17 protein-coding genes are annotated in these 20,670 nt (G+C 52.0%); 4 read left to right on the top strand and 13 right to left on the bottom strand.

The window, feature by feature from the left end; translation table 11 throughout:
* Positions 1–59 precede the first annotated feature (59 nt).
* Positions 60–2,345, bottom strand: a complete 2,286-nt coding sequence (locus AZF00_RS07935; protein ID WP_008247676.1) for a DNA internalization-related competence protein ComEC/Rec2 — start codon at positions 2,343–2,345, stop codon at positions 60–62.
* A gap of 104 nt (positions 2,346–2,449) precedes the next feature.
* Here AZF00_RS07935 and AZF00_RS07930 point away from each other — a divergent pair, with 104 nt between their 5' ends.
* Entirely contained in the window at positions 2,450–2,971 is a 522-nt protein-coding gene (locus AZF00_RS07930; protein WP_008247675.1) for a DUF2062 domain-containing protein, read from the top strand.
* Between the two features lie 21 nt (positions 2,972–2,992).
* Here the strand turns inward: AZF00_RS07930 and AZF00_RS07925 are convergent, their stop codons facing one another.
* The 3 genes from AZF00_RS07925 to AZF00_RS07915 are packed head-to-tail and all read right to left on the bottom strand — an operon-like array spanning position 2,993 to position 6,182.
* Complete coding sequence (locus tag AZF00_RS07925) at positions 2,993–4,213, bottom strand: lipoprotein-releasing ABC transporter permease subunit (RefSeq protein ID WP_062383515.1); 1,221 nt, start codon at positions 4,211–4,213, stop codon at positions 2,993–2,995.
* Positions 4,213–4,917 (bottom strand): lipoprotein-releasing ABC transporter ATP-binding protein LolD, encoded by a 705-nt coding sequence (gene lolD / locus AZF00_RS07920; RefSeq protein WP_008247666.1) that lies wholly within the window; start codon positions 4,915–4,917, stop codon positions 4,213–4,215. The genes AZF00_RS07925 and lolD overlap by 1 nt, the downstream gene beginning before the upstream one ends.
* A gap of 14 nt (positions 4,918–4,931) precedes the next feature.
* On the bottom strand, positions 4,932–6,182 hold the full coding sequence (locus AZF00_RS07915) for a lipoprotein-releasing ABC transporter permease subunit (protein ID WP_008247664.1): 1,251 nt from the start codon (positions 6,180–6,182) through the stop codon (positions 4,932–4,934).
* A gap of 137 nt (positions 6,183–6,319) precedes the next feature.
* Here AZF00_RS07915 and AZF00_RS07910 point away from each other — a divergent pair, with 137 nt between their 5' ends.
* The gene (locus AZF00_RS07910) at positions 6,320–7,441 is read left to right on the top strand and encodes a 3-deoxy-7-phosphoheptulonate synthase (RefSeq protein ID WP_008247662.1); all 1,122 of its coding nucleotides are present in this window, start codon (positions 6,320–6,322) and stop codon (positions 7,439–7,441) included.
* Positions 7,442–7,460: 19 nt separating this feature from the next.
* On the opposite strand, the gene nqrM is transcribed toward AZF00_RS07910, so the two are convergent.
* From nqrM to AZF00_RS07865, 9 genes are all read right to left on the bottom strand, one after another.
* Positions 7,461–7,700 (bottom strand): (Na+)-NQR maturation NqrM, encoded by a 240-nt coding sequence (nqrM, locus tag AZF00_RS07905; protein WP_008247660.1) that lies wholly within the window; start codon positions 7,698–7,700, stop codon positions 7,461–7,463.
* 1 nt (position 7,701) lies between these two features.
* The gene (locus AZF00_RS07900) at positions 7,702–8,763 is read right to left on the bottom strand and encodes an FAD:protein FMN transferase (protein ID WP_040802897.1); all 1,062 of its coding nucleotides are present in this window, start codon (positions 8,761–8,763) and stop codon (positions 7,702–7,704) included.
* Positions 8,723–9,946: an NADH:ubiquinone reductase (Na(+)-transporting) subunit F gene (gene nqrF / locus AZF00_RS07895; protein ID WP_008247651.1), complete on the bottom strand. Its 1,224-nt coding sequence runs from the start codon at positions 9,944–9,946 to the stop codon at positions 8,723–8,725. Before nqrF ends, AZF00_RS07900 begins: the two co-directional genes overlap by 41 nt.
* Positions 9,947–9,969: 23 nt before the next feature.
* Positions 9,970–10,578, bottom strand: coding sequence for an NADH:ubiquinone reductase (Na(+)-transporting) subunit E (gene nqrE, locus AZF00_RS07890; protein WP_008247650.1), 609 nt, complete (start codon positions 10,576–10,578; stop codon positions 9,970–9,972).
* Positions 10,578–11,243, bottom strand: coding sequence for an NADH:ubiquinone reductase (Na(+)-transporting) subunit D (locus AZF00_RS07885; protein WP_008247648.1), 666 nt, complete (start codon positions 11,241–11,243; stop codon positions 10,578–10,580). Before AZF00_RS07885 ends, nqrE begins: the two co-directional genes overlap by 1 nt.
* Positions 11,244–11,246: 3 nt before the next feature.
* Positions 11,247–12,014, bottom strand: coding sequence for a Na(+)-translocating NADH-quinone reductase subunit C (locus AZF00_RS07880; RefSeq protein WP_008247647.1), 768 nt, complete (start codon positions 12,012–12,014; stop codon positions 11,247–11,249).
* Positions 12,007–13,203 (bottom strand): NADH:ubiquinone reductase (Na(+)-transporting) subunit B, encoded by a 1,197-nt coding sequence (locus AZF00_RS07875; RefSeq protein ID WP_008247646.1) that lies wholly within the window; start codon positions 13,201–13,203, stop codon positions 12,007–12,009. The genes AZF00_RS07880 and AZF00_RS07875 overlap by 8 nt, the downstream gene beginning before the upstream one ends.
* A 3-nt stretch (positions 13,204–13,206) precedes the next feature.
* Positions 13,207–14,547 carry a Na(+)-translocating NADH-quinone reductase subunit A gene (locus tag AZF00_RS07870; protein ID WP_008247645.1) on the bottom strand — a complete coding sequence of 447 codons (1,341 nt, stop codon included), beginning with the start codon at positions 14,545–14,547 and terminating at the stop codon, positions 13,207–13,209.
* Positions 14,548–14,779: 232 nt separating this feature from the next.
* Complete coding sequence (locus AZF00_RS07865; RefSeq protein ID WP_418112929.1) at positions 14,780–16,246, bottom strand: glyceraldehyde-3-phosphate dehydrogenase; 1,467 nt, start codon at positions 16,244–16,246, stop codon at positions 14,780–14,782.
* A gap of 162 nt (positions 16,247–16,408) precedes the next feature.
* On the opposite strand from AZF00_RS07865, the gene mfd reads away from it, so the two are divergent.
* Entirely contained in the window at positions 16,409–19,852 is a 3,444-nt protein-coding gene (gene mfd / locus AZF00_RS07860; protein WP_008247643.1) for a transcription-repair coupling factor, read from the top strand.
* A gap of 43 nt (positions 19,853–19,895) precedes the next feature.
* Positions 19,896–20,660 (top strand): CsiV family protein, encoded by a 765-nt coding sequence (locus AZF00_RS07855; RefSeq protein ID WP_008247642.1) that lies wholly within the window; start codon positions 19,896–19,898, stop codon positions 20,658–20,660.
* The last annotated feature ends 10 nt before the right edge of the window (positions 20,661–20,670 follow it).

Here is a 20,670-nt window from a genome sequence, read left to right as displayed (position 1 = left end):
ATCCCTACCATTTTTATGTGAGGGCATTATACGGAGGGAATGCCTCGGTAAGAAGTGAATCAGCCCTCGGAATTGAATTTCCGGCATAATTCAGGGTTTGTTACTGGCGTTTCCCAGTAATAACGCCAAGCTCTAGCATAGCGAATATCCGCTAGCTCGCCGCCTTGAAAGCGAAATTGAATCGCGCCATGCAGGCCGGTATGCCAGCAGCGACTGCCCTGAGCTTGATAGCGACGAAGAACGGCTGTCGCGGGGTGGCCGTAGTGGTTATTGCGCCCAGCCGAAAACACCACCTCTGCGGGTGCAACCGCCGCAATAAACGCCGCTGATGACGAGGTATTGCTGCCGTGGTGTGGCGCCACCAATACATTTGCCGATAAGTTATTATCATGGGCATCCATCAACTTGCGCTCTATATCTGCCTCGATATCCCCAGTGAGCAGAATAGCGGCAAGACCGGCACTGATCTTCATAACACAAGAAGCGTTATTACCGCGCTGATCGCTGACAGCGCTGTGCAAAAACTCAAATCGCACACCATCCCAATTCCAGGCTGGCGCTGTGTGACAATCGCGCCCTATTCTTTCAAACTTCTCAATATCTTCGCCACGAAGAAATGTGACCACCGGCTGCTTAGCAAGCAATGCGGACGCGGCACCCGCATGGTCGCGGTCACCATGGCTTAGCACCAACGCGTCTAAACGGTCTATGGCGAACTCCGCCAACGCGGGCAAGACCACGGCATCGGCGGTATTAAAGCCGCTGCGAAAATCTGGCCCAACATCGTACAGCAGGGATTTCGTTTGGGTTTGCAGTAGCACCGCCAAACCCTGCCCAACATCGAGCACGGTCACCCAGAGATCACCCTTGGTCGGTCGCGGCGCGGGCCAATAGAACAAAGCCAACAAGGGAATTACAGCCAGCCACTTAGCGGGTACCCCGCGGGGTAAAAGTATGACGAGTACTGCGCCAAGGCCTAAACCCAGGGCAGACGGCGGAGGATAAAAATGAATTACTGGTTGCCACTGCGCCGCCAGCGCTAGGCCTAGCTGCAAATATTCAAATAAGGCGTCTGCACAGGAAAAAAGCAAATCTGCCAGCCAAGGCCAGACCTTAAGTAACAATAAGCCCGCAAACAAGGCGGGTAAAATCAAAAAGGCCACCAGTGGGATCGCCACCAGATTTGCGGGGATACTCGCCACACTAAAACCCAATCCCCATAGACCCAACACTGGCAGCAAGCCAATAACGACCACCCACTGAGATCGCAGCAAGCTTAAACTACGAGGCTGACGCTGCCCCTGGAATGCCCACAACAGTATCGCCACAGCCGCAAACGAGAGACTAAAACCCAGCTGATGGGGCGCCAGCGGGTCGATAACCAACACCAGCAGCATCGCGGCAAAATAGGACCGCCAAGGGCTAATCTGCCGCCTAAAGCCATACGCCAACAAGGCCATCGCCGCCATTGCTACCGCTCGCTGGGTCGGCACGGAAAATCCCGCCATTGCCGCGTAGCTCAAGGCAAAGCCCATTGCCAACAGGGGCTTTAGCACTAAACCACGCTGACACAAAAATATCGCGACGCGACCAAGCCCCCAGCCCCACAGCAGCACCATGCCAATATGCATACCCGAGATGGCCATTAAGTGGCTGGTACCCGTTTGGGCAAACAAGGCCCAATCTGCGGGGTTTATCCCACTGCGGTCAGCAAACAGCAAGGCCTTCATTACCCCACTGTGATGATACCGGTCGAGATACGCGCTGGGGCCAGCTATCAAATTCTGCCGAAAGATCTCCGGCGAAAATGGGGCTGCCGAAGGAGTGAATACCGCGGTTTCAGGATGGCGAACATAGCCAGTAGCGGAATAGCCCGACACAAACAACCAGTGTCCATAATCAAAAGCGCCGGGAGATCGATAACCGTGAGGACGGCGCAAGCGAAGCTGCGCATGCAGGCTATCACCTAGGCTAGGCGGCTCCTCGCCGTACCAACTTAGCCGTACCCGACCCAAGCCTTTAAGGTCGGTTTTAGCGTCAAAACGGTAATGTGGCGGAAACTCACTGCGTCGTTCAGGCGGCGTCAACACCCGAAAGCTTAACGTAATATCCCTACCTTCAAGTGCCGGTGGCAACAGCTGCGCGGTTCGCCACACGCCGTAGCTTGCGGCGTAGGCCGCAGCAATTAAAAACGCCACTAAAGGCCCGCGCCAGCGCAGCCGTAACGCGGCGCTGGCGATTAAACCACTCAAAAGGCAAACAGCAATAATCGTGTATGCTGGCAGCGCTGGTGCAAACGCTACGCCGACTATTGCTACTATCGCCGCTGTCATCCATGACAACATGCTGGAGTACCCCAGTAGATCCGTGCATAATGGCGCCGCCCCGCTTATCGAGTACGCGGCTGGCTAAATTTCAACTGTCACACATGTGAACTAGAATTGAGCGGATGGCTCGTAAATTATTTAAACGTTGGTTACCGACGCCCGAAAAAATGCGCGAGCACCCCTCGGTCCGTATTTTTGGCAGTCTGTTACACGACCCCAATCTTTGGCACTTGAACCGCCGCTCAGTGAGCTTGGCGTTTTTCTTGGGCCTGTTCATTGCGTTTGTACCAATACCAACGCAAATGTTACTTGCCGCCCTCGCAGCCATTGTCTGCCGCGCTAATTTACCTATTTCAGTGATGCTGGTATGGATTACCAACCCCATCACCATGCCCGCTATCTTTTACTTTACCTATAAAGTTGGCGCTACCGTAATGGGTATTCCTCCCAATTCATTCCACTTTGAATTGTCATGGGCCTGGCTGGCCGAGGAATTCACCTATTTATGGCGCCCCTTGCTCGTGGGCTGCTTTTTAACCGGCTTACTAGCTGGCCTCGTTGGCGCCGCGAGCATTCATATTTTATGGCGCGTCCACGTCACACGGCGCTGGCGAAAACGCCGGGAAAGCCGTCTAAACCGCTAAACACAATACCGCAAACATCGTCTAACTCGAGCGTAACGCTTCTGCTGGCGCCATTCGCGACGCTCGCCACGCGGGATAAATCGTTGCCAACAAACTCATAGCGTAGGCTAGCGCGCAGACGGCTAAAACATCCGGCATACGAATATCAGCGGGCAAATAGTTAATGGGATACACATCGCTCTGCAGCAACTGCAAGCCCCAAAAATGCTCAACAGCGGCAACTACATCGCCGATAAACGTTGCCAGCACCACCCCCAGCACCCCGCCAGCAGTCGACCCCACCGCACCGATAACGGCACCATAACTCAAAAAAATACGCAAAATATCGCCTTGGCTCGCTCCTTGGCTGCGCAGAATACCAATATCAGCACGCTTGTCATTGACGACCATGACCAAGGTAGAAACCACATTAAACACCGCAACCCCCACCACGGCGAGCAGCATAATAACCACTAATTTACGGGACATTTGAATGGCGTGGTACATATTGCCAAACTGCTGACTCCAATCCTTGAGCATAAAGTCACGACCGTGCACCGAGGCCAATTCCCATGCAATTTGTGGCGCGGCAAACACGTCTGTAACTGAGACGCGCAGCGACACTGGTGGCGGTTCGGCGAATAATGCCTGGGCATCACTGATATGCATCAGCACCATTTGCTGATCCAGTTCTGTACCCGTGGCCACCAACGCCGCAACCGTCATCTGTACAAAACGCACATTTTGACTTCCCGCGGCCTGCGGCACACCCAAGGTCACCCGCTCCCCCTGTTCAACACCTAGGCGCTCGGCCAGAGCCTTACCTAAAATCACCATCTTGCTGCCGGTGCTTAACACGTCTAAATCGACATAATCTCGGATAGTGGACACGCGCGCCTCGGCTACAGGCTCCACGCCATAGAACAAACCGGGCTCAACCAAACCGCCCTTTATCAACATGGCGCTGCCCTGCACAAACGGCGCCGTTGCGAGTACAGCGGGATGGCGCTCGACGTCGCCTTGCAGGGTTTGCCAATCGCTCTCACCCACAGCCCAAGGTTGCAGCGTAATATGCGGTACCAAAGCCAATATTCGAGTCCGCATCTCACGATCAAAACCGTTCATCACCGACAACACCGTTACCAGGAGGGCAACCCCCAGAACCAGCCCTGCCATAGACAGCCGCGACAAAAACGACACCAACTGACTTCCTGACCGGCCCGAGCTATATCGAAGACCAATAAATACCGCCAGTGAGCGCATCAGGCCGCCGACTCCTGCAATTGGCCATCGGCGAGACTAAGTACCCTGTCCATCCGCCGAGCAAGCCGCATATCGTGTGTGACAATCACCAAGCTGGTTTGCAGCTCGCGATTTAATTCGAGTAACAGCGCCTGCACAGATTCTGCCGTGTCGCCGTCTAAATTGCCGGTGGGCTCATCCAATAATACACAGGCGGGACTATTCGCCAATGCGCGGGCAATGGCGACCCGCTGCCGCTCCCCGCCCGATAATTGCGCGGGCCGGTGCTCTAAGCGGTGGCCCAAACCCACCCGCTCCAGTAACTCTCGGCTGCGAGCAAACGCCACCGCGCGCTTTTCACCGCCAATAAGCAAGGGCATCGCCGCATTTTCCAGCGCAGAAAACTCAGCAAGCAAATGATGAAACTGGTATACAAAACCCAACTCGCGATTGCGCAACCGGCTGCGATCTCGGTCATTCATCTTTGCAATGTCTTTGCCGCTAACCAGCACGCTACCTTCTGAGGGGGTATCCAGTCCGCCAAGCATATGCAGCAAGGTGGTCTTACCGGCCCCCGAGGGACCGACAATCGCAATTCGCTCGCCACGACCAATATCGAGGTTTATGTTATTCAGTATGGTGAGCTGCTCTGGCCCCTGAACAAAAAACTTATGTAGATCACGACAGGCAAGCACTGAATCTGCCGGGACACTGATATTAGACATAGACACCGTACTCGTTATTCATAACGCAGAGCCTCAGCGGGTTGCACTCGCGAAGCCTGCCAGGCTGGATATAGCGTTGCCAGTAAGCTGAGCAGTAACGCAAAGCCACTGACAACCGCCACGTCTGACCACTGTAAATGGGAGGGAAGATGAGTAATAAAATAAACTTGCGGATTAAAGAGCTGCATACCGCTTACCTGCTCGATAAACGCGACTACACCACCGATATTTTGCGCGAGAGGCACGCCGATGAGCAAGCCAAGACCAAGACCAATCAGGCCCGTCGCCATACCGTAAACAATAAAAATAGCCATAATTGAACCCGGCGTACTGCCCATAGTGCGCAGCACCGCAATTGAGCCCCGCTTGGCAGACACCGCCATACTCAAAATGGAAACAATATTAAAGGCGGCAATCAACACAATAAACAGTAGCAGCAGGCGCACCATTTGTTTTTCCATTTTAACGGCCTGAAATAGGCTGCCCTGACTGTCACTCCAGCTTACAGCGAGACTGCCTTCTGGCAACTCAGCAGCGAGCACTGGCAGCAATTGCGGCGCCGCAAACATATCGGTCAATTGCAGGCGCAAGCCCTCAACATCGTCGCCGAGCTGGTAGAGCCGCTGAGCGTCGCGAATATGGATAAACGCACTCGTTGCATCAAGCTGGGCACCCGCGCTGAAGACCCCGCTAACCGTAAACTCTTTTTCGCGAGGGTACAAACCAAACGGTGTCACGGTCACTTTGGGCAAAATAACGGTTAGACCGTCACCAATACTCACCCCCAGCTGCCGCGCGAGAATATCGCCAATAATAATTTGATACTGGCCGCTGCCGTCATCGCTGAGGTAAGTACCGGCGATCATGTGCTCTGCAACTGAGGATACCCCACGCTCCTGTTCAGGATCGATGCCGTACAAAGACACACCACGCAAACGCTTAAAGACCGCCAGCATAGCCTTACCGCCCACATAGGGCGCAACCCCGCTAACTTGGGGCTTATCGGCCAGCGAACTCGCGTAAGCCTGCCAGTCCGCTAAGCGGCGCTGAGGACCTTCAATATAACCGTGGGGGACAACCGATAGGACTCGCTGCTGCAGTTCACGCTCAAAGCCGTTCATCACTGACATCACAACAATCAATGAGACCACGCCAATTAACATGCCCAGCAGTGAAAACCACGAGACTAGCGACAGAAAGCGGTCATTTCCCGAGGCACGTCGAAAATACCGAATACCAATCCGTAAATATAAGGGCACAGCCATAGGAAACTAATCGCAATCCAGATCGTAAATCAGAGCCTATACTATCATTGCATGCGGGAATTATGAGAAAAGATATTTGTGCAATTTATGCGCCTTTTCACCCGCTAACGCCAAAGTATTCGTACAAGGGGATATTCATGTTACTCATACTACACCCTAATATTCAGGAGTCAGATCCAGCATTTAAGAAAACCATGAGTCATCTCCAGCAATTATCCGGAGTAAAGATCAAACAGCATGAGGTCAGCGGCCAGCTACAAAGCCTCAGAGAAATTTATTTGCTCGGCGATACCCACGCGCTGGATATTGAAGAGATTGAAAGCCTACCCGCGGTGGAGAAAGTCATTCGGATCTCAGAGGAATACCGTATTCTCGGCCGCCATAAGACCCAAGGCGGACGCAGCGGCTTTCATTATCAGGGCTTAGCCTTTGATCAAGAGTCGCTACACATCTTTGCCGGGCTGTGTGCAGTAGATAATCCCAAGCACGTCGAAGAAATGCTCCGCGCCCTGCAAGCCAACGGTCTGAATTGCACGCGAATGGGCGCCTACAAGCCCCGCACCAATCCTTATGCGTTTCAGGGTCACGGCAAAGACTGCCTGCCTTGGGTATTTGATCTTGCGGGAAAATACGGCATTAAAGTCATTGCCATGGAAGTCACCCACGAAAGTCATATGCAGGAGATTGACCAAGCCCTCTCCGATGCCGGGCGCCCTTGCGGCGTGATAATGCAAATTGGCACTCGTAACACCCAAAATTTTGAGTTGCTCAAAGCCATTGGTAAACAGAACGACTACCCCGCCCTACTAAAGCGTGGCTTTGGCATTACCCTTAATGAATCCTTAAACGCCGCAGAATATTTAGCCAGCGAAGGCAATAGCCAAGTGATATTTTGCTTACGAGGAATGAAAAGTGAGTTCGGCGCGCCCCACCGCAATATGGTGGATTTTGCACAGGTACCGACGGTAAAGCGACTTACAAGAATGCCAGTCTGTATCGACCCCTCTCACTCGGTCGGTAGCCGCGATATCGCCCCCGATGGGGTTTTAGAACTCTGCCACGCCACCGCCCAAGGGGTATTAGCTGGCGCCAACATGGTATTGGTCGATTTTCACCCAGCCCCAACAAAAGCCCTAGTCGACGGACCTCAAGCGCTAACGCTTAATGAGCTAGAGCCGTTTTTGAAAGACATGGAGATTGCGAGGAAGGCATATTTGGAGCGAGTCGGGGTTTGGCAGCACGCCGCGTCGGACGTCTGACGCCCGACGCCCGACGAATTCAACTAGCGTCGTAAAACGTCGTGCTCGATTTATTCCGCGCCGCGGCCGCCGCATCATTTTCTTCTGTGCATTTCTTCGGATCATTACCGCACAAATCACAGATATAGTCAGGGTCGCTCAGTGCAGCGCCAACCCCTCCGCAGGACCCAGCAATGGGCTTGCGGCCCATTAATACTCCAATCGACATTGCGCCGACAATCAGTAGCATCACAAAAAACGCAGCAAATATCGTTGCCATTTTACTTCTCCTGCTCCAGATACGGAGCAAACTCGGAACTGTAGCGGCGGGCAAAGCCCGCGTCGCTCTTTTCTATAATATAAACCGGTATGGCCATTTGTTCAGCCAACTTCAGTGTTTTATCACCACCCATTACCGAAAACGCAGTGGCCAAGGCATCAGCATACGCGCACGAGGCGTCCAATACCGTAACTGAGGCCAAATTATGGGTAATCGGGCGCCCGGTGTTCGGGTCGATAGTGTGCGAGTAACGCACTCCCTCTTCTTCAAAGTAATTACGGTAGTCACCCGAGGTGGCTATGCCTATATTACCCAAGCGGATCGGCGTGGTTTCTGGGTTTTCCACATCGGGATTCTCCACCCCAATTCGCCATTGATCGCCGCGCGGACTCAAGCCAGCAACGCGCATCTCACCGCCAATCTCGACCAAATAGTCCTTGGTGCCGAGGGATTCCAGCCATAAAGCGACCACATCAACACCGTAGCCCTTGGCAATAGCCGACAAGTCGATGTGAAGATCTTTATGCTTAAGCACCTTTTTATCAAGGATATCCAGCTCAATTTCACCAAAGCCCACGGTTTCGAGCGCTTTGGCAACAGCCTCATCACTCGGTTTGCCGTCGTGTTTAACGGGCCCAAAGCCCCACAAGTTCACCAGCGGTGCAACCGTAATATCAAACGCGCCATTTGTGACCCAACTCACTTCAGTCGACAATACTAAGATATCGAACAGCATGGGCATGACCGGGTACCACTCATTCACCTGTGCGTCATTTAAACGGTTCAATTCAGAGTCTGGGATGTACGTTGAAGCGAGCTGATTAAACGCCTGCAAGCGCAGGTCCAGCGCCTCCTTGAGACTTTGCTCGGTCCACTCATCGCTCGGCTGACGCAGAGTAATGTGATAAGTGGTGCCCATGGTAGTGCCATTCACTTGTAAAAATGGCGCTTGTTTCGCTGAGCAGCCCACCATAAACAATAAAAGCAGCACTAAGGCTGCTTTTATTGTGTTGCGAGGCGAATTACCCACCGAAATCATCGAGAAGTATATTGTCTTGTTCAACACCGAGATCTTCCAACATTTTGATAACAGCCGAGTTCATCATCGGCGGCCCACACATATAGTACTCGCAATCTTCCGGTGCTTCGTGGTCCTTCAGGTAGTTTTCAAACAAGACCTGATGGATAAAGCCGGTCATACCAGTCCAATTATCTTCGGGCTGGGGATCAGAGAGCGCCAAATGCCACTCAAAGTTCTCATTCTCTGCTGCCAGCTTGTCGTACTCTTCCACGTAAAAGGCTTCACGCATTGAGCGCGCGCCGTACCAGAAAGTAATTTTGCGCTTGGTTTTTAACCGCATCAGCTGATCGAAGATATGCGAGCGCATCGGTGCCATACCAGCACCACCGCCGACAAACACCATTTCAGCATCGGTCTCTTTGGCAAAGAATTCACCAAACGGGCCGTAAACTTTCACTTTGTCGCCAGGCTTAAGATTAAAGACCCAAGATGACATCTGCCCCGGTGTTAAGGCTAAGTTATTTGGTGGTGGCGTCGCCGCACGAATATTAAACTTAACAATGCCCCGCTCTTCAGGATAATTGGCCATTGAGTAAGCGCGGATAACGGTCTCTTCCACTTTCGACTCAACATTCAAGAAACCGAAACGCTCCCAGTCGCCTTTGTATTCGGCCGGAATATCAAAATCCGAATACTTAACATGGTGCGGTGGGCATTCAAGCTGCACGTAACCGCCAGCGCGGAAGTTAACGTTCTCACCCTCTGGCAGCTTCAAAGTCAGCTCTTTAATGAAGGTTGCCACATTGGGGTTGGACTCAACAGTACACTCCCATTGCTTAACACCAAAGACGTCCTCTGGCACTTCAATCTTCATATCTTGCTTAACCGGAGTCTGGCAAGACAAACGCCAGCCTTCGCGAGCTTCGCGAGGGCTAAAATGCGCTTCTTCGGTAGCGAGCATCGAGCCGCCGCCGTCGCTAACAATACACTTACACTGGGCGCAGCTACCGCCGCCGCCACAGGCTGACGCCAAGAACACGCCCTGGCCAGACAAAGTGTTTAATAATTTATCGCCTGCAGGCACGGTAATGGTTTTTTCGCCATTGATCTCGATGGTGACATTGCCGCTGCTCACAAGGCGCGAGCGTGCGAACAAAATAATGCACACCAGCGACAATACAATCGCGGTAAACATGCCCACACCGAGAATAACTACTGTATTCATTAATTCCTCTCCAGTCTTCTCGGTTAGAGATCAATACCGCCGAAGGACATAAAGCCCAACGACATTAAGCCAACAGTGATGAAAGTAATACCCAGACCTCGCAGGCCCTCGGGAACATCGCTGTATTTGAGTTTTTCGCGGATACCTGCCAAGGCAACAATAGCTAGCGCCCAGCCAGTACCGGCGCCCGCACCGTAGACGACCGAGTCGGCAAAGCCGTAGTCGCGCTCTACCATGAACAGCGAGCCGCCCATAATTGCGCAGTTAACCGTGATCAACGGCAGGAATACACCCAGTGCGTTATAAAGCGCTGGTACATATTTATCCAATACCATTTCCATGATTTGAACTATCGCGGCAATAACACCGATATAGCTCAGCAAACCCAGGAAGCTCAAATCTACGTCAGGGTAGCCAGCCCAGGCCAACGCGCCTTCGCGGAGCAAATGGTTGTAAATTAGGCTGTTAACCGGGACGGTCAGCGCCATAACTACGATAACCGCAATCCCCAAGCCAATTGCGGCCTGAATTTTTTTGGAAATCGCCAAAAAAGTACACATGCCCAGGAAAAAGGCCAGCGCCATGTTCTCAATAAACACCGAGCGCACGAACAGGCTTATAAAGTGTTCCATTAAAAGGCCTCCTTAACGCTGCGGGTATTTTTAGTGATTTTAAATTCTTCCTTTTCCACCTGTTCGGGTTTAGCCGAGCGCAATACCCAGATAAAAATACCAATCAGGAAGAAGGCGCTTGGCGGTAACAGTAATAGGCCGTTAGGCACATACCAGCCACCGTCGGTAACCAGCGGCAGTATCTCGAAACCAAACAACTTACCAGAACCAAACAATTCACGAACCACAGCAATACTGATTAGTACCACACTGTAGCCCAGACCATTACCGATGCCGTCAACGAAGCTCGCCAGCGGCGGGTTCTTCATAGCGTAACCTTCGGCGCGGCCCATAACGATACAGTTGGTGATTATCAAACCAACAAACACCGACAACTGTTTGCTGATCGCAAAGGCATAGGCCTTTAACAGTTGATCCACCACGATTACCAGCGAGGCTATAATCACCATCTGCACAATAATACGAATACTGCTTGGGATCTGCTTGCGGATCAGCGATACCGCAAAGCTTGAACAAGCCGTCACCAAGGTCACAGAGATACACATTACCAGCGTTACTTTAAGGCTGGAGGTCACCGCCAAGGCCGAGCAGATACCGAGTATCTGCAGCGCGATGGGGTTGTTCTGTAAAATTGGCTTGCTTAGGGCTTCTCTCATTGTCGACATGGCTTATGCCTCCCCTGAACGCAAGTTGCTTAAAAAAGATTTATAACCCAGCTCACCCATCCAGAAGCGCAGCAAATTGCTAACACCGCGGCTGGTTAACGTCGCACCAGAAAGTGCATCCACCTTGTTTTCGGCATTAGGTGTGCTGCTGTCTACATTGCCTTTGACCAGTTCAATAGCAACATCGCCATCACTGTAGATCTCTTTACCGGGCCAAATCGCCTTCCACTTTGGATTGTCGACTTCGCCACCCAATCCAGGCGTTTCGCCGTGATCGTAAAAACCTAAGCCCGCAACCGTATTGAAATCATTTTCCAATGCCAGAAAGCCGTAAAGTGTTGACCACAAGCCATAGCCGCGAACCGGCAAAATCACCTTATCGTATTTGCCATCTTTCTCGATCAAATACACCATAGCGAAGTTTTCACGACGGCGAATTTTGGCGAGATCGTCATCACCCAGCGCAATTGACGTCGCTGAATCTTTGGCCACTTTAGCTTGCTCAAAACCTTTTATAGCCAACTCATCGGTAAACTTACCGGTTTCTAAGTCAACAATTTTAGTCGTGACCTGCTTAAACTGCTCCTCGACACTTTCACCGGGGACTAGCAGTCCAGCCGCCGCCAAGATATTGGCTTTGCGGTCTAGGGCTTTATTAATTACTTGCGCCGGTTTCAGCATAACTGCCGCGCTGGCAACAACCAGAGCGCAGACAATACACAGGGTAACGGCAACCAGCAGCGTTCTTGGGATACTGTCGTTATTAGCCACGTGCCAACCTCCGCTTGATATTTGCCTGCACTACAAAATGATCGATTAGCGGCGCGAATAAGTTAGCGAACAAAATTGCCAACATCATGCCCTCTGGGAAAGCGGGGTTAACTACGCGAATCAACACCACCATACAACCGATCAAGGCGCCAAAAATCCATTTACCAGTATTGGTCATCGACGACGACACTGGGTCAGTCGCCATAAACATCATGCCGAAGGCAAAACCACCCAATACCAAATGCCAATGCCAAGGCATGGCCATCATTAAATTGTCGCTCTGCATGGAGTTGAACAGCATCGACAGGCCAAACATACCGATCAATACGCCGAGCACAATGCGCCAAGAGGCAATGCCGGTCCACAAAAGTACGCCACCGCCGAGGAAAATTGCCAAGGTCGACACTTCACCCATTGAGCCGTGCATATTGCCGAGGAAGGCGTCCATCCACGTCATTTTTTCTTGCAGAACCGCCATGCCATCGCTTGCCACTACAGACAGCGGTGTTGCGCCGGTAAAGCCATCAACGGCCGTCCATACTGCGTCACCAGACATCTGCGCGGGGTACGCGAAGAAGAGGAACGCGCGGCCCGCTAATGCGGGGTTTAAGAAGTTTTTGCCGGTGCCGCCGAATACTTCTTTGGCAATAACCACACCAAAGCTGATACCCAAGGCAACCTGCCACAGCGGAATACTCGGCGGGCAAATCAGGGCAAACAGAATTGAAGTAACAAAGAAGCCTTCATTAACCTCGTGGCCACGCTTCATGGCAAAAAGTACTTCCCAGAAACCGCCGACGACAAAGGTCACGGCGTAAACGGGAATAAAATACCAAAAGCCGTGCCAGAAATTATCCCAAAGGCTAGCGGGGTCATAGCCCGCCATCATCGAGATCATTACATGACGCCAGCCTTCACCGCCGGCAATGCCAGCATCGAGCATAATTTGGTTAGCCTGAAAACCAATATTCCACATCCCGTAGAACATCGCCGGGAATGCACAGAACCAAACGGTAATCATAATCCGTTTTAGATCGACACCGTCGCGGACATGCGCATTGGCTTTAGTAACACTTGATGGTGAATAAAAAATCGTATCTGCCGCTTCGTACAGCGCATACCATTTTTCATAGCGGCCGCCTTTCTCAAAATGCGGCTCCATATCGTCGAGAATTTTTCTCAGCCCCATGACTTAACCCTCTTTCTCTATGCGGCTTAAATTGTCGCGAAGGATCGGGCCGTACTCATACTTGCCTGGGCAAACATAGGTACATAGCGCGAGGTCTTCCTCGTCCAACTCTAAACATCCCAATGACTGCGCCATTTGGGTATCGCCCACAATAATTGACCGCAGCAACTGCGTTGGCAAAATATCTAATGGCATTACTCGCTCATAGGCCCCAACTGGCACCATGGCGCGCTCACTACCATTGGTATTGGTCGTATAAGCAATCGACTTTTTAAAGAACTGCGACAAATAAATACGCAGTGCCGAGTGTTTGTTAACACCGGGCGACAACCAACCCAGAAAATCACGGTGATTACCTTCAGCCAAGACGCTTACTTGGTTGTGGTAGCGGCCGAGGAAAGCCACAGCGCCACGCGCAGTGCGCCCGCCCAGCACAGACCCGGAAATAATCCGATTGTTGCCCGGACGAATTTGACCCGCGCACAATTCATCTAAGCTCACACCAAGACGAGTGCGAATCAAGCGAGGGTTTTCCACCTGGGGGCCAGCAAGCGCAACAACACGCTCGGTATTTAATTGGCCCGTGGTAAACAATCTACCCATGGCGATAACATCTTGGTAGCCAATAGACCACACCACTTTTGTCGCGCTAGCGCCTTCCAAAAAGTGGATGTGCGTGCCAGCCAATCCGGCCGGATGAACACCGCCAAACTCGGCAACCCGCAGTTGTTCATTGTCTAGGCTCGGCACGCTACTGCCTGGGGCAACACATAAGTGCACTTTCCCTTTGGTTAAGCGGCACAATAGTTCCAAGCCGTTACTAAAATCAGCATCCGCTTCGGCAATCACCACTGTTGGATCCGCAGCCAGCGGGTGCGTATCTATTGCGGTAACAAATATCGCCGCAGGACTACTGCCAATCGCCGGCACTTTACTAAATGGCCGAGTCCGCAGGGCTGTCCACAAACCGGACTGCTGAAGGTTCTCAGCAACCTGCTCTGCACTCAGGGTGCTAAGCGCACTGGCATCATATTTAGCAAAGGTTTCGAACTCATCGTCTTCAACGTCGATAACCACCGACTGCAACACCCGCTTTTCACCGCGATTAATCGCAGAGACAAGACCGGTTGCTGGCGCGGTGTAGCGAACGCCGGAATTTTTCTTGTCGGTAAACAATAATTGACCGGTTTTTACCCGATCACCGACTTTCACCGCCATGGTGGGCTTCATACCGAGGTAATCGAAACCGAGCACAGCTACCGCACGCACCTTTGAGCCAGGCTCAATACGCTGTGCGGGACCACCGGATATGGGCAGATCTAAGCCCCTGGTAATTTTGATCATAAGGCTGTCTAACACTCTTATGGTTGAACGCGAAATTGCAAATCTGCGTAAACTCGGGCGTGAAAACGCGCCGGGGGCAACGCACAAACGACTTAATCATTGTGCGTCCCAAAAACTGCGGCAAGTATAAAGACTCGCCGGACTGCTTACCACTGCTTGACTGATGATATCGGTCATCAGCGTAAACATTTACGGTCAGGGCTGGTTGGCGGCCAACTCAGCCCTCCCCCAATTAATCTTGGGGGTAAACCGCGTATTCAACACCGGCCATTTTCTCAAGTACGCGATGTACTTGGCAGCTATAGCCAAACTCATTGTCATACCAGCAGTATAAAATAGCGCTTTTGCCATTCACGATGGTTGCCTCGCTATCGAAAACGCAGGCGTGACGCGAACCAACAAAATCACTAGACACTACTTCTGGCGAGTTAGAGTAGTCTATTTGCTTACGCAGTGGCGAGTGCAGAGCGACTTTACGCATAAATTCGTTAAGCTCTTCTTTAGTCGTCTCTGCCTTCAGGTTCAACTTAAGAATGGCCAAAGACACATTGGGGGTCGGCACTCGAATTGCGTTGCCGCTCAATTTACCCAACATCGCTGGCAATACTTTACCAACCGCCTTCGCTGCACCCGTTTCAGAAATAACCATATTTAATGGCGCGCTGCGACCACGACGATCACCTTTGTGGTAATTGTCGATCAAATTCTGGTCATTGGTGTAAGAGTGAACGGTTTCAACGTGACCGTTTTCAACGCCAAACTTGTCGTCGAGCACTTTAAGTGGCGGCGCAATAGCGTTGGTAGTGCAACTAGCAGCAGAGATAATAGTGTCTTCAGGCAGAATTTGATCACTATTAACACCGTGTACAATATTCTTCATATCGCCCTTGCCAGGTGCAGTCAAAATAACCTTGGCGATACCCGGACGACCGAGATGCGTAGACAAGCCCTCGACATCGCGCCACTTGCCGGTGTTATCAACCAAAATAGCGTCGTTGATGCCATAGGCAGTGTAGTCCACCTCGTCCGGTGAATTGGCGTAAATCACCTTCACTTCGACGCCATTGGCAACGAAGGACTGGCGCTCCTCATCAACACGGATTGTGCCGTTAAAGGGGCCGTGAACGGAGTCGCGGCGCAGCAAGCTAACCCGCTTTACCAAATCATTTTCGGCGCCACCGTGACGAACAACAACCGCACGCAGGCGTAAATTAGCGCCACCACCGGCCTTTTCTATCAATAGGCGGGCAACCAAACGGCCAATACGACCAAAACCGTATAAGACTACGTCACGTGACGGACGGCCCGGCTCTTTGGCGCCACCAATCAATTTAGCCACCTGGCTGCGAACAAAATCTTCAACAGACTGGCCGCTAGCCTTAGCTGTTTCCTCGTAATTAACCGCAATACGCCCAGCATCGATATGTGCAGTACCGAGGTCTAGCGTGGAGAGCGCCTGAATAATTGGAAAGGTTTCAAACTCGGAAATTTCGTTTTGCTCAACCTGACGCACGAAGCGGTGGGCCTGCATGATATCCAGCACCGAAAGGTTGACCAGATTCTTACCATAAATGTAGGTTTTAACGTTATTGGAGCGGTAAAGTTTACCAATTAGAGGGATCATCCCCTCTGCTAACGCTTCGCGTTCTTTCCAATCGGCGAAGTAATCATCAGGACGCTCACGTCTTCTTTCAGTCACGGCAGATACCCTTTGCATGGCGGGGAGGAGAAAATTGTGCGCGTATTATCTTTATTACTGCCCTCAAGTTCAACCGCCCATCGCCATCTGTGCAATGTAATAACTACCAATAGCGGGTTACAATGCAGCATTTATCACTGACCAAAGCAGAATTCCCCGACTGTGATTGAATTACCCGCAATTAATACCCCCCCTAAAGCTGGCGTTCTGCGCTGGGGACAATGCCCCTCTGCGAGCCACGGCCTCGTTGCCGCTGAATTAGCAAGATCGCTAAACCAGCCGGTACTCCTGCTGACTGCGGACACAGCCTCCGCCTATCAGCTTGAACAAAACCTGCGGTTTTTTGCTGCCGAGCTACCCGTGCGCCTGCTGCCTGACTGGGAAACACTGCCTTACGATAATTTTTCACCACACGAAGACATTGTTTCGGAGCGCCTGCGCACCCTGAGTGAACTGCCAACAATGGCAAACGGCATTTTGGTTGCCCCCATCAGCACCCTAATGCAGCGGATTGCGCCACCCGACTATGTACGCCAACACAGCTTACTTCTTAAACGTGGCCAACACGTCGACATCAGCACCTTCCGCCTAGAACTCGAAAAAAGCGGCTATCACCACGTAGATACGGTTTATCAGCACGGGGAATACGCTAGTCGCGGCGCGATTATTGACATATTCCCAATGGGCAGCGAATTTCCCTATCGCCTAGACCTCTTGGATCAAGAAATAGACAGTCTGCGCAGCTTCGACCCAGAAACCCAGCGCGGCATTGAGTCCGTTAACGAAATACGCTTATTACCGGGCAAAGAATTCCCGTTAGACGACAACGGCATCGCCCTGTTTCGCCGCCAATGGCACGAACGTTTTAATGTCGACCATCGCAAATGCCCCGTTTATCAAGATGTCAGTGATGGCATCGCGCCTGCTGGCATTGAATATTACCTACCGCTGTTCTTTCAGCAAACCGGCACCCTATTTGACTACTTACCCAATAACACATGGGTGTTAAACACCACAGGGATTGAAGGGGCCGCCGAGCATTATTGGCAAGACATACAACAGCGCTACGAACAACGTATAGGGGATTTACAGCGGCCCGTTTTGCAGCCAGCGGGGGTATTCCAAACCGTACCGGAACTCTTCGCCACACTCAAAAACTATCCGCGCATCAGCTTGAGCGAAGGTGAGCTTCCCGCCGCTGCGGGCAGCTTTAACTTTGCTATTGCGACAGCGCCACCACTGAGCATAGACGCCAAACACAGCGATCCCATTGCCGCCTTACGGAGCTATAGCCAGCACCGTAAAGTCTTGCTATGCGCCGAATCGGCCGGGCGACGCGAAGCCTTAATTGATTTATTGGCGCGCCACAAACTGAAGCCAGAGTCCTTTGCCAGCTGGCGAGCCTTTGCCGACAGCAAATGTGAATTTGGCATTACCATTGCTCCTATTGACGAAGGTATCTCAGGCGATGCCCCCTACGCCTTTGCCCTCATTGCGGAGTCGCAACTCTTCGGCAAGCGGGTATCTCAGAGCCGTCGCCGCAAGAAAGCCGCCGCCAGCACAGCCGAGAGCGTGGTCAAAAACCTCGCGGAACTGCGTGTCGGCGCCCCTGTGGTGCACGCCGATCACGGCGTTGGCCGCTACTTAGGTTTGCAGTCACTCAATGTCGACAATCAAGCCAGCGAGTTTTTAGCCCTTGAGTACGCCGATGGCGCCAAGCTCTATGTGCCGGTGGGCTCGCTGCAATTAATAAGCCGCTACAGTGGCGCCGACGACGACAACGCGCCCCTGCACCGACTCGGAACCGAACAGTGGAGTAAGGCCAAACGCAAAGCAGCGGAAAAAATTCGCGATGTCGCCGCGGAATTATTGGATATTTATGCCCGCCGCGAAGCCCGAGAAGGTCGCGCCTTTGAACTCAGCGACGAAGACTATCAACAATTCGCGGACGCCTTCCCCTTTGAGGAAACACCCGATCAGCAAGTCGCCATTGAAGCGGTCCTGGGCGATTTAAAATCACTGCGTCCCATGGATCGCCTGGTTTGCGGCGATGTTGGCTTTGGCAAAACCGAGGTCGCGGTGCGGGCCGCCTTTGTCGCGGTACAAAATGGCACTCAAGTAGCTATTTTAGTACCCACCACCCTACTCGCTCAGCAGCATTTTGAGTCCTTTCGCGACCGCTTTGCTGACTGGCCCGTGAACATAGAAGTGCTGTCGCGGTTTCGCAGCGCCGCCGAACAGAAAGGCGTCATCGCCGAACTTCACGCCGGCAAGGTCGACATCTTAATCGGCACCCATAAATTACTAAGTAACGACATTCACTACAAAAACCTCGGCTTAGTTATTATCGACGAGGAGCACCGCTTTGGGGTACGCCAAAAAGAGGCCTTGAAAAACCTCCGCGCCGAAGTCGATGTATTAACCATGACGGCCACGCCGATCCCTCGCACATTGAATATGTCGATGGCGGGCATTCGCGACTTATCTATTATCGCCACCCCGCCCGCCCGACGCTTATCGGTCAAAACCTTTGTTAGGGAGTCTGACGACGGGCTAATTAAGGAGGCAATCCTTCGCGAGATTTTACGTGGCGGCCAAGTTTACTACCTCCACAACGAGGTCAAAACCATTGAAAAAACCGCACGCGACCTGGAGTCCATGATTCCCGAGTTACGGATTGGCGTTGGCCACGGCCAAATGCGCGAGCGTGAACTCGAACAGGTGATGAGTGATTTTTACCACAAACGTCACAATGTCTTGGTGTGCTCAACGATTATTGAAACTGGCATCGACGTACCCAATGCCAACACCATTATTATTGACCGCGCTGATAAATTTGGCCTCGCCCAACTTCATCAGCTGCGCGGTCGCGTAGGTCGCTCACACCACCAAGCCTACGCGTATTTATTAACGCCACCCGTGAAACAATTGACGAGTGATGCCCAAAAGCGCTTAACCGCCATCAGTGAAGCTGACACCTTAGGCGCGGGTTTCACCCTTGCCACCCAAGACATGGAAATCCGCGGCGCTGGCGAGCTATTGGGCGAGGGCCAAAGTGGCCAAATCCACTCTATAGGCTTCACCCTGTATATGGACATGCTCGACCGCGCCGTAAACGCGATAAAAGCCGGCAAGAAAATAAACCTAGAAGATAATAACGCTGACCACATTGAGGTGAATTTACGCCTACCGGCACTAATACCGGACGAATACTTACCCGATGTCCAAAGTAGGCTCATGCTCTATAAACGCATCGCGAGCGCCGTCGACAGCCACGAGTTGCGAGAATTACAGGTTGAGATGATCGATCGCTTTGGCCTGCTACCCAATCAGGTCAAAAACCTGTTTCGCTGCGCCGAAATCCGACTTCATGCCGGCGCCCTAGGATTAAGTAAAATTGAAGCCTCAAACCAAGGGGGTCGAGTGGAGTTTGCGGAAGACACCCAAGTTCACCCTTTAAATATCGTCAAACTCGTGCAAATGGCACCAGCGCGCTATCAACTCGACGGCGCCAATGCCTTAAAATTCAAAGAGCCCTTAGAAGACCCTGCGCAACGCTTTGATTTTGTTGAAGCACTGCTCAGCAAGCTGGCAGCAAAACAATAGAACTGCGATAGTAAGACCGCATTTAAAAATGAGACCGAGCACTATGAGTACACTAGATCACCGCCGCTACTACGCCCTACTCCTACTACTGCTCTGGGGATTTAGCGCTGCGGCTTTCGGCCAAAATACCGATCGATTTCATATTGATATGGTGGTCTATGCCAATAATGATCCCGGCAATATGTATGAAGAAGACTGGCCCGACAATGTGCATTTACGCTACCCCAGAAAATGGGTGCGCCTGCAGACCAACAGCAGCTCACCGCGCATTGTCGACAGCAGCGACCCGGAGTTTGCTAAAGCGGCCCAATCCCTGCGCATGTCGTCCCGATACAAACCCCTATTTCTCGCCAGCTGGGAGCAAGACCTGCTACCGCGCAAAAAATCCCCGGCTATTTTGATACAGGGAGGCAGGCAATTTGGAAAACATTATGAACTTGAGGGCTATATTCGCATTGCTGTAGAACGCTATCTGCACGTCGATACTAATCTATGGCTGGTGCGCTACGGTAGCCGCAGCGGCAATTATTATTTACCACACCAACCGCAAAGCTATGATGAACCTGAAGAACTGTCTTCACTGGCCGACAAGGCCTTTGAAAGCAGCCCAGAGTACCTCCAATTTAAGCAGCAAAACCCAGATTTTGAGCCCAGTGTGCAATCTCAGCAAGATATAGACCATCCCATTGAGCAAATCGTGGTGATGAAACAACAGCGGCGGATGCGTAGTGATGAGCTGCACTTTATTGACCACCCAAAATTTGGGGTCATTATTAAAGTAACAAAAATTAAAGCGCCAAAAGAATAAGGCAATGACC

Origin of the sequence: Zhongshania aliphaticivorans (assembly GCF_001586255.1) — a bacterium.
GTDB lineage: Bacteria > Pseudomonadota > Gammaproteobacteria > Pseudomonadales > Spongiibacteraceae > Spongiibacter > Spongiibacter aliphaticivorans.
The sequence above is the reverse complement of the archived record's forward strand: the minus strand, read 5'-3'. Positions and strand labels throughout refer to the sequence as shown.

Bases quoted from the DNA above. Each gene is read 5' to 3' on its own strand.
- nqrM (WP_008247660.1), bottom strand. From the start codon at position 7,700: ATGGCAACGATATTTGCTGCGTTTTTTGTGATGCTACTGATTGTCGGC.
- AZF00_RS07935 (WP_008247676.1), bottom strand. From the start codon at position 2,345: ATGTTGTCATGGATGACAGCGGCGATAGTAGCAATAGTCGGCGTAGCG.
- AZF00_RS07930 (WP_008247675.1), top strand. From the start codon at position 2,450: ATGGCTCGTAAATTATTTAAACGTTGGTTACCGACGCCCGAAAAAATG.
- AZF00_RS07885 (WP_008247648.1), bottom strand. From the start codon at position 11,243: ATGTCGACAATGAGAGAAGCCCTAAGCAAGCCAATTTTACAGAACAAC.
- nqrF (WP_008247651.1), bottom strand. From the start codon at position 9,946: ATGAATACAGTAGTTATTCTCGGTGTGGGCATGTTTACCGCGATTGTA.
- AZF00_RS07875 (WP_008247646.1), bottom strand. From the start codon at position 13,203: ATGGGGCTGAGAAAAATTCTCGACGATATGGAGCCGCATTTTGAGAAA.
- AZF00_RS07855 (WP_008247642.1), top strand. From the start codon at position 19,896: ATGAGTACACTAGATCACCGCCGCTACTACGCCCTACTCCTACTACTG.
- AZF00_RS07925 (WP_062383515.1), bottom strand. From the start codon at position 4,213: ATGCGCTCACTGGCGGTATTTATTGGTCTTCGATATAGCTCGGGCCGG.
- nqrE (WP_008247650.1), bottom strand. From the start codon at position 10,578: ATGGAACACTTTATAAGCCTGTTCGTGCGCTCGGTGTTTATTGAGAAC.
- lolD (WP_008247666.1), bottom strand. From the start codon at position 4,917: ATGTCTAATATCAGTGTCCCGGCAGATTCAGTGCTTGCCTGTCGTGAT.
- AZF00_RS07915 (WP_008247664.1), bottom strand. From the start codon at position 6,182: ATGGCTGTGCCCTTATATTTACGGATTGGTATTCGGTATTTTCGACGT.
- AZF00_RS07910 (WP_008247662.1), top strand. From the start codon at position 6,320: ATGTTACTCATACTACACCCTAATATTCAGGAGTCAGATCCAGCATTT.
- AZF00_RS07870 (WP_008247645.1), bottom strand. From the start codon at position 14,547: ATGATCAAAATTACCAGGGGCTTAGATCTGCCCATATCCGGTGGTCCC.